Below are 17,767 nucleotides of genomic sequence, written 5' to 3' on the forward strand. Positions count from 1 at the left end.
ATGTAAAGGAAACTATCCGTTGGATGTAGAAGCTTCTTACGCATCCAGCGAAAATTAGGAGGGGAATGTATTGGAGCTTATACTGGTGTTACTGTTATCTATCTCTGTCGTCTATGGTGAGCATCACAAGCCCTACGTTACAACTGGCCCTTCCATGGAGCCCAACTATTATCAGGACCAAAGGATTACGGTCGACCTTGTTTACTACAACGACCATTCCTTTTATCGTGGTGATGTCATTGTTTTCCAAGCGACGAAAGACAAGACATATATTAAACGCGTGATCGCTCTGCCTGGAGAAACTGTTCGGATCGATGGCGATAACGTGTACATTAATGGCCAACTTCTATATGAGCCTTATCTTCAATCTGCTTTGGAGGAGGAGGCTGCCAGAACGAAAGTTCCTTATAATTATAGAAACATGAAAGAGATTACCGTTCCTGAGCATACCGTGTTCGTCCTCGGAGATAACCGCTCCAACAGTTTGGATAGCCGGGACCTCGGCCCTGTCTCCTTTGATACGATTCTGGGCAAGGTCAACGATTAGCGCTTATCTCAACAAGCCTTTCGTGATGCGTGTATACATTGAACGAATCGCCGCGGATAAAACCGATCACCGTAATCCCCAAATCGTCGGCCAGCTGCAGGGCAAGCTGCGTCGGAGCTGACTTGGATAAAACGATCCCTACCCCTATTTTGGCTGTCTTAAGCAGCACCTCGGACGAGACGCGCCCGCTGAACACCAATACTTTTCCTTTTAATGGAATCCGGTGCTGCAAGCAGTGACCGTATATTTTGTCCAGAGCATTATGACGGCCGATATCGGAGCGAATGACCAACAGCTCCTCCGTGCTGGCTAGCGCTGCGTTATGAACGCCCCCGGTATTGCGGAAATCCGGGGAGCATTGCTGAAGCCCGCGCATCAGAGCCAGGCATTGCTCTGCTGTGATCGTCATCCGGGATGTAATGGTTTTGGCGGTTCTTGCATCATTATGGAAATAAAACTGGCGGCTTTTGCCGCAGCAGGAGCCGATAAACCGTTTGTTGTACCAGTCCTTGCCCGTATTTTGAGCCGCGGTCAGTTCCACATCGGCGTAGCCGCGTTCCGGGTCCAGAGACAGCTTGCGAATCTGCTCCATCGAGCGGATCATGCCTTCGGAAGCAAGGAATCCGACGACCATATCCTCCAAGCAGGACGGGGAGCAGACGATGGTCGCGAATTCCTCGCCGTCTACTTTGATTGTTAGCGGATACTCGGCCGCCACTTCGTCCTCCCGCTCCTGCAGCCGCCCTCCCTCGTATTTAACGATCCGCCATGCCGCTGTCACCGATTTGTCCATGCTTCGTCACTCCATTTCCGTCTCAAGCTCGGCTATTCGTTTCTCCACATACCGTGTATCCTTGAAGGCATGGTACGTTTCAGCCTTCTCAACCACTGCCGCAATATTGTATTCCGGTATGCCGGCATGCGGCTCATATACTCCTTTAGGAATCAGGCTGTTCCCCTCAGGCCAGTGCACCTCGATATTGCCGGGTCGGATGGCAACCGGCTTGACTCGTCCGTGCAGAAGACCATACCGGTTGTAGACCACAATGGCATCGCCTGTCTTAAGACCGAGACTCGCCGCATCCTCACCGTGCATGAGCACATCATAACGATCCGCGTCGTTGAACGGGTCCGTCTCGCTATAAATCATCGAATTAAACTGCTTGCCGCGTCGCGTTGTCACCATGAAATGCCCCTCGGGTTTGCGAAGCTCAGGCAGCTCAATCGGAATCAGCTGCCCACGGCCATCCGGGGTTGGACAGACGCCGTCCTCGCACAGCCATGCTCCTCCCCATTGAAACACGTCGCCGCGTCTCACCAAGTGCTGCACACCGTCATAATACGGTACCGCCCTGGCAATCTCGTCTCGGATTTGCTGTGCGCTGCCAAAGCCAACCCGCTGCTTATGGTCCGGGTCTACTCTGGCCGCAAGCTCGGCGTAGATCGCCCATTCTGCGCGTGCTTCCCCAATTCTCGGCCCGTCAATCTCTGGCGAATAATAAACCATCCGCTCCGTTGATGTGGAGGTGCCTCCGCCCGGCTGTTCGTATCGGGTCATCGCAGGAAGTACAATGACCGCTTCACGGGCTTCTGTCAGCGTAGACGTATTCAACACGATATCCTGATGGACACGGATATCAATTTGCTCAAGACACTGCCTTACAAAATCCGGATCCGGCATCGTCTCAAGGAAATTGCCGCCGGATGTATAGAACGTCTTCAGCCTGCGCTCATGGTCGTCCGGCAAGAGCGCATTCTCTAACGAAACGCCGACAATGTCTCCTTGCCATTTCGGCAGCTCGAAGCCCCACAGACGCTCAATTCGGTCAATATCTCCAGCTTTATAATCTCCCCCCGGCAAGCTGAATGGATCCGCCCCCATCTCACCTGAGCCTTGGACTCCGCTATGCCCGCGAATCGGCATCAACCCGCAGTGTTCGCGGCCGAGGAAGCCTCGAAGCAGAGCAAGGTTGGCGACCTGTGAAATATTGTCCGTTCCAAATCGGTGCTGGGTAAGGCCCATACTCCAGACGAACACCGCAGAGCGGGCACTGGACAAGAGCACCGCGAGATCAAGCATTCGCTCCCGTGTTAAACCCGACGACTTCTCCAGCAGCGCCCAATCCTGCTTCATGACATGCATTCTCAGCTCCTCATATCCCGCCGCATGGTTCTGCACAAAGGCATGGTCGATGGCGCTTCCCGGCTGTTTCTCCTCCATCTCGAACCAGTGCTTCATAACGCCGTTCATGAAGGCGATGTCCCCGCCGATGTTAACCTGATAAAAATCATCGGCCAGCTTCGTTCCGAACAGTGCCGATTCCGGAATGGACGGAATCCAATATTGCTCCATGGACGGCTCGTAATAAGGATTGATCACGATAATTTTCGTTCCTTTGCGCTTGGCGGCATACATATATTTGGTCGATACCGGCTGATTGTTAGCGGCTACGCTGCCCCAAAACAACAATACGTCGGTGCCGATCCAATCCTTGTAATTGCAGCTTGAGGCTCCGATACCAACGGAACGCTTCAAGGCGGTCTTGGATGGAGAATGGCATATACGAGAGGCATTGTCGATATTATTCGTTCCCAGCAGACGGGCTACCTTGGCTGCGGCGTAATAGCATTCGTTCGTAATCCCGCGTGCGGTCAAGTAAAACGCGAGCTGCTTAGGATCTATTGCTCTGATTTTATCCGCAATCGTATCCAGAGCCTCGTCCCAGGATAACCGTGAAAACCGGCTTTCCCCCTTACGGCGGATAAGCGGATAAGGAATGCGCCCGAGCTTGCGTAAAGCCGTGCTATCGAGCTTCTTCAGCTCGCTGATATCTTGATGCAGTACCTCCGGGCGAATCGGAGGCATTGTATTCAGCCGCAGCACGTTTAGTCTTGTTGTGCACAGGTGGGGTCCTTCCAGCGTCCGATCGTATAAGCCGGACACTCCCAATGCGCAGCCATCGCATACTCCTTGCGTTAAGATACGATAAGCGTACGGCAGCTGATCGCGGTTTTCCCATGCAATCTTCAAGGTTTCCTTAATATGATGCGGCTTTACCTGTCCGAGGCCGAATGGGGCCTTGCTAACCCACAGCTTCGGATTAGGCCGCTTCGGCAGCCGAATCGGACCATTATGTTTCGTTGTTCCCATATGAATTCCCACCTAATATCATGTATTTTTTCGCTTAAGTAGCCGGCAATGAAAAAACCGCAGCAAACACCCCCTCTTTTTACGTTGAATAAAAAAAGGAAATGTCTACTGCGGCGGTTAGTCTTAAGCAGGTACGCTGCCAAGTGCCAACGGCACATGATGAAATTATTTCACAGCAAATTTGCTTTGAATGTCCTGATCGAATACGAAAATGGACATCCCGAAATCTTTTTCCAGATCAATATCGACGAACAGCTCGAGAAATTTGGCTCCGAGCAGCTGCTCCATTTCAACCGGTGGATGGTTTTTATACATATCCTTCACCATCTCCGTTCGTGCGGTACGAAGAGCCTGCTTGCCGTCGGTTCCGGAAGCGATAAATTTCTCAACAGGCGAAAGGTTGCCGTCCATCTCGCAGATCGCCCAGTGCTTGCAAAAGGTCGTGCGGATTTCACGCGGTCCCTTGCCCATATGACGTTTTCGAAACGCTTTCACTAAATTGCTGAATTCCGCTTCAACTTTATTCATGAATGGATACCCTCATTTACCGTATCTTTCTACCAAATTTTATCATGGACCTTAGCATTGTTCAATCGTTACTGGGAAAAGAAACCTGCAACTTTTATCCGCTTAAAACGGTCTAATAAGTAAATCGAAATGAACGAATTTAATTTGGGCTACGGGAGAGCAAAAATGATGAGTCATTTAACGGCTATTGTTGCAGCAGTTTGGATTTTATTAGCAGGTACAGGAGTTGCTCCTGTCCAATCTTGGCATACAGAGCCTCAGTCTGCTGATCCTCCCATGCAAGCACCAAACGATATTCCATCGAAAGAGCAGTCGACTGGGTCAAAAGCTGAGGACCTATCCCCTCACTTCGCCAAGGATAGCGTATTTTCACCCGAAGATCTTTCTATAGAAGAAACTCGGTTTGTTCTTGATGCCAAGTATGCTGATATGGACGGTGACGGAATTCGCGATGACATCGTACTTATCGGTCATAAGGAGAATGCAGACAGTATTTATGCCTCAGCCATTCAAATTGCAGTAAAGAGCGGTTCAACCGGGGTTTATACAATCCGCTCCGTAGGTTCCTTTAATGAGGGATATGGGTCCTGCTTATTTATCGGACGGTTCGACTCCGAGTCTCACAACGATATTCTGGTTACTACGGCGACAATGGGAAGCGGCGGCACCTCTACATACCAGTTGGTATCATACCAAAATGCGGCGTTAGTAGATAAGCTAGACGAAGAAGTGCTTAACGCAGGACTTCCTCTGGATATCCGGTTCACAGACGAGTATAAGTTAACAGCTACGAATGCACTAACCGGTCAAACCGACATCATCGACGCAAGGTCTTCTAGAGAAGATTACATCCGGCTTCATATGTACGACTCGAACGGTAAGCTGTTGAACACCAAGGAACAAGGAATGATAGACGGATTCGTCAACCTTGCTCCTGAGGATACAGATCATGACGGTATTTATGAGCTGCGGGGTGTTCAGTACATCTCCGGTGCCTGGCACGCCAATGTGCTTGCTCAAGCTGAATCGGTATGGGCTGTTCGCCATGGAAGCTTGGAGCTGCTGAGCGATAAATTGATCGCTTTGCCTCCCCTGGAGGAGCGATAGCGTCCAACTTTGTTATCGGGAAATCCCCGCTGTAAAGCGATTAAATTACAAATTTCCCGATAACAACAGTGGCCGGAAGGGGATACCCCACCGGAGTACCACGTACACATCTGAGGCTTCATAGTTTCACAGCCTGACAGCTCCCCTTCTATAAGAAAGGGAGCTGTTTTGTATGCTCTCATCCAATGTTGGAAGACTTTGTGCCGTGAAATCTGTAGAAGCCCGTGCTACAATGAAGTGGCTCAAGAGAGCCCGGCGGGATCCGATAACGAACTGGGCAAGAGCACAAAAAAAACTATAAAGGCCGAAGCTTTTTATAGAAGCACGGGGGACCCATTCTTGGGGTGAAGCCGCGTCTTGCGGCAGGGTGATTGCTCTTTGACCCGAATCCGTCAGCTAACCTCGTAGGCCGCGAAAAGGAGAGGATTTTTTTGTTGAATCGTTTCAAGAAAGTTGTATTGACAGGTGTACTGGCTATTAGTCCAATCATCGGCGTTAGTGCCGTTTCCGCCGCTCCGGCGAATAATGTGTCTGCTAATGATTTGTCTACTATCACTCAAAAATACGGAATTGATCTGAATTCCCTATTGAATGGTCAAGGTCAAAAAGGAAACATTGATTTGAATTCCTTATTGAAAGGCCAAGAAGGCAAATGGCAAACGATTGGCTCTGATAACAACAACGTTTTTGCAGGAGTTATCTGGAAACACTTCCCTAACACGAACTTTAACTGCGATCCAGGCCAAGGCCAAGGTACTGGCGATAACACGGGCAACACCGATAATGGCTCCGGCTCTGTAGACGATGGCTCCGATAACGGCAGCGGCACTACAGATAACGGTACCGATACTGGTGCTCCTGAAGATACTGGCAGCGGTACTACTAATAATAACAATGGCAGTGGAACTGAAAACAACGGTTCTCAGGAAACTGTAAGTGACTCTCAATCTGCTTATGCAAACCAAGTCGTTACTTTGGTGAACCAAGAACGTGCCAAAGCAGGTCTTCCTGCATTGACTTCCGACAGCAAACTAGCGAATATGGCTATGGACAAAGCTAAAGACATGTATGACAAAAATTACTTTGATCATACTTCTCCTACCTACGGTTCTCCATTTGACATGATGAAGCAGTATGGTATCAGCTACTCCTATGCAGGTGAAAACATCGCTAAAGGTCAACGCAATCCTGAAGAAGTTATGAATGCTTGGATGAACAGCGAAGGACATCGCCAAAACATCATGAGCCCTAACTTCACTAAAATCGGCGTTGCTTACTACAACGGCGAATGGGTACAAGAATTTATTGCGAACTAATTTACCCTTTATGATTATTATCTCACGGCCCCCGCTGCTTCATGCACCGGGGGCTTTGATTTATGTACAGGAGCGCTTTTTTTGCCAAGCACCGAACTATTTGTAATCGCTTGCATATACATAGTATAAACCCCTATTGAGGTGTTCATGGCTTTTCCCATTTTCCGGGAGGTGTAATCATGGCGGTTAAAAATTTGTTGGCTGCGTTGATTGGTCTCTTGTTTGTCTTTGGCCCTCATTGGATTCATTTTACCCACGAAAGTGCCGTAATTACCAGTGTAGTCTTCGGTTCCATTCAGTTCATTGCTTCCATCCTGGCCTTTGTTCTTAAAAAATCAGGCTGGAATTCTTGGTTGAACTGGATTTCCATGCTGGCTGGCATTTGGTTCGTTATTTTTCCTTTTGCCTATTTGTCCGGCCTGGGCGAATATGTCATCTATGTGGTTCTCGGCATCACAAGCGTCATGCTGAATTATTATACGATGAATGAGGATGAATAAAATTCGGTTATGCTCCCCATAAAAACATTCTGGTGTACAATCAGCGTTATTTCCTTTATCGTTGTTATTATGTGCAAATATTAGAATGTAGGAGATGAGGAGTATGGTGCAACCGGAGCAAGCGGCTTCTGTAAGCGAGATATATCTTCAAGAAAGCATTCAAGCGTTCCAAAGCATGAAAAAACTGGCCGATAGAGCCATGGAGCAAGTCGACGATTCTCAGTTTCACCACGTCCTGGACCAAGAATCGAACTCTCTGGAAGTGATGATTCTTCACATGCATGGCAATATGCTTTCCCGTTGGACCGATTTCTTAACTTCAGACGGGGAAAAGCCTACGAGAAATCGTGACGGTGAGTTCGAGGCCAAGGGACTGGATAGAAAAGCACTGATAGAGCTCTGGGAGCAGGGCTGGGCTGTATTGTTCGATACGCTCCTCAGTCTGCAACCTGAGGATTTGCTGCGCAATGTGACTATTCGTGGCGAGGCTCATACCGTGTTGAAGGCGATCCAACGTCAAGTTTCCCACTATGGATACCATGTCGGTCAAATCGTATTCCTTGCGAAACATCTGGGCAATCCTCATTGGCAAACGCTCAGCATCGCCCGCGGGCAATCGAAGACGTTCAAACCTTAACTTGCTGTAATTAAATATTCTAGGCTGCAAATTTCTCGGAATTTGCGGCTTTTTTCTATTATTCCGGCAACCATGCAAAAAAACTGTCGTATGTAACATAATAAGAAAAAAGGAGAGCTGCTTAAAAATGAAACTACTTACTGTTCAGCAGGCTATAGCAAAGGTTCGTGAGTGGGTTCATATTCCCGATTCGCACGAATTGATTTCAAGCGGCATTTACCGCAATGCTTCACCCGAACAAACTCCCTATTACAAGGTTGAATTAGAGTGGAACAAGCAAGGTGAACCGGTACTCGATGAGAATATGCTGGTCAATCCTCATACGATCCGCGCTGAGCTGGATGCCCTTACCGGCCAGCTTATTGCTTTTTACCGCCATGATGATAGAGACCAGGATAAAGAACCGCAAGAAGAGCTCCGTGACGACCAATACGAGACTATCTTCCCTCAAGTTGTTCAATGGATAAACAAGCTGAGCTTGCCAATCGATCTGAAGGAGCTTGAGCTGCGCAAAAAAATAGTTATGGGCGAAAAACGCTACGATTTCGTTTATGGAAGAAAGCATAACGGGATTCCTGTAAGCACCCCGCAAGCCTTGCACATTACGTTGAACCAACAATTCGATCTGTATCATTTATGGTGTGTTTGGGATGCATGTGATTTTGCGGACAGCACCCAACTGATCCCGGAAGCAACATTCAAAGAACAGCTCGATCAGAGCCAGCTTTCGCTCTGCTATTTGACCTTGTTCCATTCTTCGGATCACCCTTTTTATATATGCCGGGAAGATGTATATGATGCCTTGTCAGGTCAGTTGGTTTTTACGGATAAAAGCGACTTTATTGAAATCATTGATTTAGATTCTCCCCTGCCCCAGCGTAATCAAAATGTCCGCATCGTACGGAAGCCCGTATTTTCCGAAGCTCACTACGACGTTTTAAAGCTGGATGAGCATGTGACCGATATCAATTTGACAGCCCCTCATCCTTTCTATCCTGAGCTTACGGAAGAGGATATCGTCAAAGCTCAAGATATCGCGGCCTCCTATCTTAAGGAGACGGCTTTGGAAGAGCCTTGGCAGTTCGCCTTTATACATAATGCTGATGGCCAAACAGCAGAAGCCATGCAAGGGAATCAAATCAAGATAGAGATTCATCGTTATCTGCACGGCATTCCTGTTATGGGAGGCAAGATCGGATTATTCATAGATCGCGACACCTGGAACGTCACTCATGTCATGGATGCACTCAAGCTGTTTCAGGAGCGCCGCGCCGAAGCGAAGAAAGAACCGGACAAAGCTCTGGGGTGCTGTGAGCCGCAAGTTACGGCAGAAACAGCCTGGAAGGAGCTGTATCCTCACATTCAATTAACACTGACCTACCGGTTTGAAGACCATTTCTCCGTAGGGGAACGAAGAAAAGCTCTTCTTGTGTACACTTTGCTCGATTGCGATTGGATCTGTGATGCTGTTACAGGGGAATTGATTGAGCTGACTTACTGACCCGTCATCAGTACTGACGCCCCATTTATCCATTAAGGTCAACTATCCAATCAGATGAACCTCCATGAACATATATTATTTTGGGATGGATGAAACATCCCCCTTCCTAATAAAAAGAACATGAGAGGTGAGTTATACAATGAGCGGAATAGGTTTTGGTGGATTTACAAGCGTTGGTGTCATCTTGGTGCTCTTTATCCTCTTGGTTATTATTGGACGTTCTTTTATCTAATCTTATAAGGTACAAAAAACCGGCCCCTCAATCGAGGGACCGGTTTTTTGTTGGCCTTATCCGCCTTAATCTATCGAAACGCGCTTTGGTTCTGTAAGCTTAAATTCCTGCTTTCTTGGCAATCGCGTCCATAGTCACTTTGCTTTCGTACATAATGCGTTCCTCGTCAAGTGTCAGGACCTCACGGTTTTTCATGACAATCTTGCCGTCGATAACGACATCCTCTACGTCACGACTCGTGACCGATTCCACAATCGTATTGACAAGAATACGTGTCGGAGTAAGATGTGGTTGATCCAAATCGATCAGAATCAAGTCAGCTTTCTTTCCAGTCTCGATCGTCCCGATTTCGTGAGAAAGCTGTAGTGCTCGAGCTCCGCCTATCGTAATCATCTTGAGCAGCTCATCTACGGGAATGACAAGCGGATCGAACACAGGAAGTCCCCAGTAAGCGTGAAGCCCAGAGCGGAATACCCGCATTTCATCGAACAAGCTCAAGTTCGAGCCCGATGCTCCATCACTTCCCATACCAATCGACATGCCCATTTCGATCATGCGCGGTGTTTTTGGGAACCCATGGGAGTTAAAGTTGGCGCGCGGGCAGTGAACGATCTTGACGCCGCGCTCTTTCAATATTTCCAGTTCATGCTCGGAGTACACCACATTATGAGCCGTTAATAAATTAGGACCCAGAGCGCCTAGTGAATCGAGATATTCCACCGGGCGTTTCTTATACCGCTCCAAGCAATAGCGCACTTCATCCCGATGCTCGGCCAGATGCATATGCAATCCAGTATTGTATTCACGAGCCTTCTCCGCCGCTGCTTGAATCAGCTCCGGCGAGCAAGACATGACCTGACGGATACCAAACCAGATATGAACTCTTCCGTCACCGGCTCCATTGTACGTGCGGTGCAGCCATTCGTTATTATCGATAATTGTTTCGAGCGGCTGCTTCATGGTATCTGGCAAAAAGTCGCCGATATCGATGCACGACCGTGTAATTGCTGCCCTCATGCCCGATTGAACCGCGGCTTCCGCAACCTTGTGCATGTGTACGCCACCTGCATCGGCGAAGGCGGTCGTTCCCGATTTAATCATCTCGAGACAGCTCATCTCTGCGCTGACCCGAACGTCCTCTTCGTTCATGTTACTCTCGAACGGAACGAGAATGCGCGACCAGATCATCGGAAGCTCATCCATCGTCCGGCCCTTCAACAACTGTTGGCATGTGTGCGTATGCGCGTCCACGAGCCCTGGCATACACAGCTTGCCTTTGCCTGACAAGGTTTCTATCGGTTGATACTTGGCTGTTATCTCATCGCTAGGTCCGATCTCCACGATACGTGTACCATCCACTGCTATGGCACGGTTCTCGACGATTTCGAATTCAGGCGTCATTACGCTGCAATCCTTGATTAACAGATCGCATTTCATGCTTATCACCTTTTTTCTATGCTTGTATCTGCATCATTTTACGCCGCCGTCGGTCAGGCCTCTGACGATAAACTTCTGGAAGAATAGCACCAGAAGGAGCACAGGCAGGCTGCCGACGATTCCGGCAGGGAACATGATTTCGTAAGCGACTCGATCTTCCCCTATAAACTCCGCCATCCGTACGGACAGCGTTTTAATATTCATATTAGTCATCGCACTGGCAAACAAGAATTCGTTCCATGCGCCCATAAAGACGAAAATTCCCGTCGTAACCAGCCCCCCCATAGAAAGCGGCAGTACGATCTTTCGTATAATCTGCAACCGGGTGCAGCCGTCCAGCTTGGCTGCTTCTTCTATCTCATAAGGAATCGAAATAATAAAGGCGCGGAACATCCAGACAACATAAGGAAGTGAAAAACTAATATAAGTCAAAATCAAGCCTTGGTGCGTATATAACAATCCCGTGATTCTCATAATCATAAACAAAGGAATCAACAACGCCATATGCGGAAGCATTTGCGATGCGAGCACCGTCAGAAAGAACGCATTTTTGCGAGGAAACTGAAATCTGGCAAACGCGTAGGCGCCAAGTGACCCGATAGACAAGGATATCGCCGTCGTAAAGCCCGAAACGATAAAGCTGTTCAGCATGGCCGCCGTAAACGATTTTTCCTTCAGAAGCTGAATATAATATTTGATGGTCCATTCACTGGGCCATATTTTCGGAGGATTACTGAACAAATCAAGCGGCAGCTTAACGCTCGACAGCAGCAGCCATAGGACGGGAAACAAGATAAAGATCATTAAAATAATCGAGATCAATACCTGGACCGCTTTTTTCGCGTACTTCACACTCAAATACATCCTCTCGTTAGAGAATTGTTGACCAGTTGGCCGCAGAATTCGGGAATCCCTAAGAGCTCAGTCTTAAGAAATTCCCATCTGCAACTAACGGCTAGACCTCAAAAACCTAAAGGAAAGTTATTTTTTTCCTATCATTGCTAATATTTTTTGCTCCGCATCTTTAAGCGCCTGCTCCGGAGTTACCTTGCCCATCACGGCCGCGAGAATGTTACGGGAGAGCTCGTCTGTAATTTTCGTTGCTTGTTCATGACGGAACAGTCCGAACGGATATTGCATTTGCTCAGGAAGTAAGCTGTACTGCGGATACTTGGCTTGCAGCTCAGCATCCTTCACCACTTCGCTATCGCTTGGAATTTTACCGTTGGCAAGAGACATTTTCTTTTGCTGATCCGCGTTTGTAACGAATTTGATGTACTCCATCGCCCACTCTTTTTTCTTAGAGGAAGCCGGGATTGCTAGACCGCCGGTTTCGCCATAGGAAGCGGTTTTCAGCTTGGAGCCTGGAATCAGCGCGACACCCAGTTGGCCTACGACCTTCGATTTCTCCTTGTCGTTAGACATCGGCAGCGTTTGCGGCGTATTCATGTTCATAGCGATTGTACCTTGAGTCAACACTTCCGCCATAGCACCGGAGCTGCTGAACTCTTTGGATTGCGGGCTCATGATGTTATATTTCAAATTCATATCTGTCATCAATTGCAGAGCGGCTATACCCTCTGGAGTGTTGAACGTCGGACGGTCGTTTTGGTAATCCCAGAACTCGCCTCCGTTGGAGCGCAAGTGAACAATGAAGCTGGAGTAGGAAATCGTTCCGCCCAATGATTCCGCATAAGGAGAAACCTTGTCTGCTTTAATTTTTTGAGCAGCAGTGATCAACTCATCCCATGTTTTCGGTGCTTCCGGGATCAATGTTTTGTTGTAATAGAACTGCCACAGCCATACATAACGAGGAATCGCATACTGCTTGCCTTTATAAGCCATGGCCTCCATCGTTTGTGGATTCAGGCGTTTTTTCATATCTTCCGTTACATAGGAATCCAACGGCTCCAAGAAGCCTTTGGATGCAAATTCAGTTGCCCAGTCGTCGCGTACGTGCACAACATCATACTCGCTGCTGCCTGCCGTAAACGAAACGAACACTTTGTCATGGAGCTGCATGAACGGAACCGTTTCATAATTCACTTTAATTCCCGTTGCTTTGGTGAATTCCTCATTTTGCTGCTTCCAGAACGGCTCGTCTAAATACAGTACGGTGATCTCCTTGTTGTCCTCACTTGCTCCGCCGGCTTTGCTTCCTTGATCAGCCGGTGCACCGCAGCCAGCCAGCAGCGATGCTGATACTGCGCCGACAACTCCCATCTTCAACCATTTCAGATGCTTCTTCTCCATGTTTCTTTCCCCCTGTTTTGTCCTAGTCGTTTTTGCCTATTGTTTTTAAGTAAACTGCAGTAAAAAGCAGTGTACAAAGCGTAATGAAGAATGCCAGTGCCGAACCGTAGCCCATGTCAAAATTACGGAAGGCTTGCTCGTAAGCATAAACATTGATGACCATCGTGGCATCCAGCGGACCGCCTTGCGTCAGCACCCAAATGATGTCGAACGCCCGAAGCGCCCACATGGTTTCCATAACGAATAGTACCATCAGAACCGGCCGCAGCGATGGCAGCGTAATATGAAAGAAGCGCTGAACCGTTCCTGCGCCGTCCACTTGCCCGGCATCATAGAGCTCTTTGGAAATTGTCTGCAGTCCGGCTAGCAAAATGAGTGCCGCGAACGGTACGCTTTTCCAAATATCCGCCACGATAACCGCGCCGAGCGCCGTTGTCCCTTCGGCCAACCATGATTTATATTGATCAATAAGACCCAGCTTCACCATAATCTCATTGATAATCCCGTTATTGCCGTTGTACATCCACTTCCACATGAGACCGTTAACGACATTGGATAACGCCCATGGGATCAGGAAAATCTTCTTAAAAAACTCGCCGCCCCATATACCGTGGAAAATCGTAAGCGCGATCCCGAAGGCAATGAGGAGCGTACCTATCACCTTGGCAGCTGTAAATAAAAAGGTTTGCAAAAGCACGTTAGGAATTCTTAAGTCGTGCAGCAGCTTCGCGTAATTATCAAGTCCCACGAAGGTAAAATGGGCGCGCCCGGAGACGAAATCCATTTTGGTAAACGATAGGAACAACGCGTAAGCCATAGGGAACAAGATAGTCATAGCCAGCAAAATATACGTCGGCGTCAAATATATGCCCGCTGCAGCCGAATCGGACAGCCGGTCAAATCGATACAATAGTCCCCGTCGTGCGGCGGTCTTACTAGGCTTGCTCATTGTTGTCTAATCCTCCTATTATCTACTAAAAGCTTGATCGACTCGGCTGAGAAACCGGGACACGAAGCGCTCGGCATCTACTTCCATGCAGACGTTCGTGTTGGGTCCGCCCGGGGATTTGCGGTGCAAATCTTCGGTCGTTCGGCCAAGCGCATCCGCTTCAAGATCGACCTGGATATACATCGGAATCGTATTCACCAGATCCGGATGGGCCGCGACACCAACGGCAAGCGGGTCATGCAGCGCACAGCCCTTCAGGTAAGGATGGTTTACTTTGTAAGCTTGTATATAATATTCCGTGAAATCAGCGAAAAATGTGCTGCAAGGGGTGTTCTTCTCCCTCCAGCGCTCCACCGCTTCCTGGCGCAGTACCGTTTTTCTCGTCACATCGAGTCCCACGAGCGTAAGGGGCAGCTCCGAGGAGAATACGTTTTGCGCTGCATGGGGATCAATAATGATGTTCGCTTCCGCAAATTTCGTTACATTTCCCGGCGTGGCTACCGCTCCGCCCATCGTCACGACACGGCCGATTCGGCCCACGATATCAGGAGCCTTTTGGATAGCAAGCGCAAGATTGGTTAACGGCGCCGTCGTAACAAGAGTCAAATCGCGCCCGTGCTTTCGGACCTGCTCAATAATGAAATCAACGGCATGCATGCCGGAGACGGTTCTCTTTGGCTCACTCTGCGCGACGTTACCTAGTCCATCCATGCCATGAAACGTCCCGCTGTATTGGCGTGTTCGGACAAGCGGCTGTTCAGCACCCCGGAATACCGGCACATCGCATTGGAGCTGTTCAAGCACAAGCAGCGTGTTGCGGGCCGAACAGTCCACTGGAGCCATACCATAAGTCGTTGTTACGCCAAGCAGTTCAATTTCGGGTGAAGCTGTAGCATAGGCGATAGCTAGTGCATCATCAATGCCAGTATCCACATCCAAAATGACTTTGCGCACCCTGTTTCCCCCTTTGAATAGTAATCGTTCTTATTTCAAGGACGCTGTTCTTCAATGTTTCCAAAAAAAATTTATTTGCCTCCGAGTCTTTTGGAAATAAGGTCTGCTGCATTAAGGCATTGAAGCAATAGGTCGTCCGTAATTTTACTCATTCTAAATTCCAGTCCGGATAACGACAGGCCTGCAATAACCTCTCCCATATGATCTCGAATAGGAACGGCAATCCCCATTCCACCAAGCGAGAAATCGTTCGAAGAGATACAGTAGCCTTGCTCTCTTATGGTTTGCAAATGATCCAACAATTCCGACGGATCGACGATCGTATGCTCTGTAAATTTTTGCAAGCCTCGGGATATAATTTGATTAATCTTGTCTGGGGACAAATTTGCTAGTAATATCTTTGTAGTAGCTCCCGCATGCAGAGAAACTCTTTTGCCTAGTGGAGAGGTGTACCGTACGCTTTGCGAGCTTTCGACTTTCTCTATACATAGGCATTCCAGCCCGTCGACAATCATAAGCATAACGGTTTCTCCCGTGCTTTCGCACAGCTTCTCCATAATCGGCTTGGCTACCGTGCGCAGGTTCATTTGATTGGCTACGATAGTGCCCAGCTCAAAAAGCTTGATTCCCAGCACATATTTTTGGGTTACCGGATTTTTGCTTACAAATCCGCGATGCTCCAGAGTCACCAACATTCGATGAACGACACTCTTATATAGGCCCAGGTGCTCACCCAGCTCTGTAACTCCCCACTCGGGTTTATCTACGGTGAAGCATTCGAGCATTCTTAAGATGCGATCCCCGGTTTCTAGTATAGCGGTCTTTTTAACATTGTCTGCCATAGTACGACCTTTCGTTCCGCAAATAAGGACGGCGTTCTGTTATGATAACTAACTTTTTTTATTATATCTCATTTTATTTTGAACGCAATCCTTTTATTTGAAAAAAAGCCTGCAATCCTCTTGAAGGATCACAGGCTTTCTCTTTTTGCATTGCATTATGACAAGTTCGCATCATTGGATTGAACTTTGGCTCTGTCCCCTGCCGGCAAAAACGAGATTCGGGACGTAAGCTTGTTGTAGATCCCGATACAAATTTTGGCCACGGGCTCGGCAAAGCCACGGTATTTAACGACTGCCATGCTGGATAACAGCGCAAGGATAATTCCTCCGGCAATGTCCGCAGGATAGTGAACCCCGACAAACACCCGTCCAATTCCGGTCAAGCAGGCCAACACTATCATGACCGCTCCCATCCGTCGCTTCAGCAGCAGCCATACCGTAAAAGCAATCGCGAACGTGAAGGTCGTATGATCGCTAGGGAATGACGGGTCTGCGTCATGCGGAACCAATTGATGCACCGTGTGCTCGACAAAGGGTCTTGGATGTCCGACGATAGGCGAAATGATCCACCCCGCAACAAGAATGGCTATTGCCGCAGACAAGCATGCGTAGAATACTCCTTTTTGGTTCACGCTGCGACCGCTGATCCATAGTACAGCCAGAATCGCCAGCATGACATAGACCAAATCGCGAGCAAAAAACACCATTACACTGTCAAGCCAGCCATATTGCCCTGCCCATTGATTAACAAACTGAAAAATCGCGTAATTCAAAGACTGATCCCCCATCCAAATCGATGATTGGACCAGTATAATATATAAACCTTAACAATTTCTTAATATTTTATGAAAAAACAGATCAAATGCTTCCAGCCTTGCCTAGTGGATGCTGCTCTTGTCAAAGTTGCCTCCCAGGACATCGGAAACCTGCTGGATCGATATAAAAGCTTTTTCGTCAATTTCCTGAACAAGGGTTTTCAGTTTGGTTAGCTCAAGCCGCGTAACTACGCAATAAATCATCTGAGTATCCTCCTTGGAATATCCTCCCTTGGCATAAATATAGGTCGTGTTGCGTCCGAGCCGCTTCATGATGGCATGAGAAATCTCTTCATAATCGCTCGAGATGATCGTAACCGATTTGGATTCATCCAGCCCCTGAACGACAATATCCATCACCTTGGATGCGATGTAGTAAGTAAAGATCGAGTACATCGCCGAGTCCCAACCGAACACGAAGCCCGCCAAAATAAAGATGAACACGTTGATGAACATAATGATTTGCCCAACAGGCAATCTGAATTTCTCCGACAATAAGATGGCGACAATCTCCGTTCCGTCAAGCGACCCTCCGAACCGCAGAACCATACCGACCCCTAAACCGAGAATCAGCCCCCCGAACAAAACGGCCAATATTTTCTCATTCGTAAACGGCTCCACATGGTGTAAAAATGCCGTAACCACAGACATTAAAGCAATCGCGTACAGTGTAGAAAAAGCAAATGTCTTGCCGATCTGCTTATAGCCGACCACCAGGAAAGGAAGATTGATAAAGAAGATGAACAATCCTAACGGAAACGCCGTTATTTTCGATAATACGATAGAAATCCCTGTGATACCTCCGTCGATAACATCGTTAGGCACCAGGAAAATTTCGAGAGCCACGGCCATCATAATCGCACCGATCGTAATAAAGATGAAGGCTTTCAAAAAGCCCAGCCATGTTTTCTTCTTATGTACCCGGTTGTTCATTTACCCTACCCCATCCTCTTTTTTATCATAGCGTTCGCTTTTTTATTGCAAATAAACCATTTTTT

General features: G+C 48.1%; 18 protein-coding genes and 1 riboswitch. Of the genes, 7 read left to right on the forward strand and 11 right to left on the reverse strand.

Features of this window, described 5'->3' with window-relative positions; translation table 11 throughout:
- Positions 1–70: 70 nt before the first annotated feature.
- Positions 71–547, forward strand: coding sequence for a signal peptidase I (gene lepB / locus BP97_RS0104210; RefSeq protein WP_028547980.1), 477 nt, complete (start codon positions 71–73; stop codon positions 545–547).
- Here the strand turns inward: lepB and fdhD are convergent.
- The 3 genes from fdhD to BP97_RS0104225 all read right to left on the reverse strand — a co-directional run bounded on the left by fdhD (position 537) and on the right by BP97_RS0104225 (position 4,226).
- Positions 537–1,340, reverse strand: a complete 804-nt coding sequence (fdhD, locus tag BP97_RS0104215; RefSeq protein WP_028547981.1) for a formate dehydrogenase accessory sulfurtransferase FdhD — start codon at positions 1,338–1,340, stop codon at positions 537–539. The genes lepB and fdhD overlap by 11 nt on opposite strands.
- Positions 1,341–1,346: 6 nt before the next feature.
- A complete protein-coding gene (locus BP97_RS0104220) occupies positions 1,347–3,698 on the reverse strand; it encodes an FdhF/YdeP family oxidoreductase (RefSeq protein ID WP_028547982.1) in 2,352 nt (783 codons plus the stop codon).
- Between the two features lie 165 nt (positions 3,699–3,863).
- Positions 3,864–4,226, reverse strand: a complete 363-nt coding sequence (locus BP97_RS0104225) for a Na-translocating system protein MpsC family protein (RefSeq protein ID WP_028547983.1) — start codon at positions 4,224–4,226, stop codon at positions 3,864–3,866.
- Positions 4,227–4,394: 168 nt separating this feature from the next.
- Between BP97_RS0104225 and BP97_RS0104230 the strand changes: the two genes are divergently transcribed.
- The 6 genes from BP97_RS0104230 (at position 4,395) to BP97_RS40105 (ending at position 9,519) form a co-directional block, all read left to right on the forward strand.
- A complete protein-coding gene (locus BP97_RS0104230; RefSeq protein WP_028547984.1) occupies positions 4,395–5,333 on the forward strand; it encodes a hypothetical protein in 939 nt (312 codons plus the stop codon).
- Positions 5,334–5,625: 292 nt separating this feature from the next.
- Positions 5,626–5,759, forward strand: a riboswitch (cyclic di-AMP (ydaO/yuaA leader).
- An 8-nt stretch (positions 5,760–5,767) separates the two neighbouring features.
- The gene (locus tag BP97_RS0104235; protein WP_036745534.1) at positions 5,768–6,649 is read left to right on the forward strand and encodes a CAP domain-containing protein; all 882 of its coding nucleotides are present in this window, start codon (positions 5,768–5,770) and stop codon (positions 6,647–6,649) included.
- Between the two features lie 179 nt (positions 6,650–6,828).
- The gene (locus BP97_RS0104245) at positions 6,829–7,149 is read left to right on the forward strand and encodes an SPW repeat domain-containing protein (RefSeq protein ID WP_028547986.1); all 321 of its coding nucleotides are present in this window, start codon (positions 6,829–6,831) and stop codon (positions 7,147–7,149) included.
- A 103-nt stretch (positions 7,150–7,252) separates the two neighbouring features.
- The gene (locus tag BP97_RS0104250) at positions 7,253–7,786 is read left to right on the forward strand and encodes a DUF1572 family protein (protein WP_036745473.1); all 534 of its coding nucleotides are present in this window, start codon (positions 7,253–7,255) and stop codon (positions 7,784–7,786) included.
- Positions 7,787–7,913: 127 nt separating this feature from the next.
- Positions 7,914–9,287, forward strand: coding sequence for a YcdB/YcdC domain-containing protein (locus BP97_RS0104255; RefSeq protein ID WP_028547988.1), 1,374 nt, complete (start codon positions 7,914–7,916; stop codon positions 9,285–9,287).
- A gap of 139 nt (positions 9,288–9,426) precedes the next feature.
- Complete coding sequence (locus BP97_RS40105; protein ID WP_156043141.1) at positions 9,427–9,519, forward strand: sporulation protein YjcZ; 93 nt, start codon at positions 9,427–9,429, stop codon at positions 9,517–9,519.
- A gap of 99 nt (positions 9,520–9,618) precedes the next feature.
- Here the strand turns inward: BP97_RS40105 and BP97_RS0104260 are convergent, their stop codons facing one another.
- The 8 genes from BP97_RS0104260 to BP97_RS0104295 all read right to left on the reverse strand — a co-directional run bounded on the left by BP97_RS0104260 (position 9,619) and on the right by BP97_RS0104295 (position 17,702).
- Positions 9,619–10,956: an amidohydrolase family protein gene (locus BP97_RS0104260; protein ID WP_028547989.1), complete on the reverse strand. Its 1,338-nt coding sequence runs from the start codon at positions 10,954–10,956 to the stop codon at positions 9,619–9,621.
- Between the two features lie 33 nt (positions 10,957–10,989).
- Positions 10,990–11,808 (reverse strand): carbohydrate ABC transporter permease, encoded by an 819-nt coding sequence (locus BP97_RS0104265; RefSeq protein ID WP_051620351.1) that lies wholly within the window; start codon positions 11,806–11,808, stop codon positions 10,990–10,992.
- Positions 11,809–11,937: 129 nt separating this feature from the next.
- Positions 11,938–13,209 (reverse strand): ABC transporter substrate-binding protein, encoded by a 1,272-nt coding sequence (locus BP97_RS0104270; RefSeq protein WP_028547991.1) that lies wholly within the window; start codon positions 13,207–13,209, stop codon positions 11,938–11,940.
- Positions 13,210–13,231: 22 nt separating this feature from the next.
- Positions 13,232–14,158: a carbohydrate ABC transporter permease gene (locus tag BP97_RS0104275; RefSeq protein WP_051620352.1), complete on the reverse strand. Its 927-nt coding sequence runs from the start codon at positions 14,156–14,158 to the stop codon at positions 13,232–13,234.
- 18 nt (positions 14,159–14,176) lie between these two features.
- Positions 14,177–15,112 (reverse strand): nucleoside hydrolase, encoded by a 936-nt coding sequence (locus BP97_RS0104280; RefSeq protein WP_028547993.1) that lies wholly within the window; start codon positions 15,110–15,112, stop codon positions 14,177–14,179.
- Between the two features lie 71 nt (positions 15,113–15,183).
- A complete protein-coding gene (locus tag BP97_RS0104285; RefSeq protein WP_028547994.1) occupies positions 15,184–15,954 on the reverse strand; it encodes an IclR family transcriptional regulator in 771 nt (256 codons plus the stop codon).
- A gap of 155 nt (positions 15,955–16,109) precedes the next feature.
- Entirely contained in the window at positions 16,110–16,742 is a 633-nt protein-coding gene (locus tag BP97_RS35215) for an undecaprenyl-diphosphatase (RefSeq protein WP_081823933.1), read from the reverse strand.
- A 90-nt stretch (positions 16,743–16,832) separates the two neighbouring features.
- Complete coding sequence (locus tag BP97_RS0104295; protein ID WP_028547995.1) at positions 16,833–17,702, reverse strand: YitT family protein; 870 nt, start codon at positions 17,700–17,702, stop codon at positions 16,833–16,835.
- Between the last annotated feature and the right edge of the window lie 65 nt (positions 17,703–17,767).

The organism is Paenibacillus sp. UNC451MF (assembly GCF_000686845.1).
In the GTDB taxonomy this organism is placed as follows: Bacteria; Bacillota; Bacilli; order Paenibacillales; family NBRC-103111; genus Paenibacillus_S.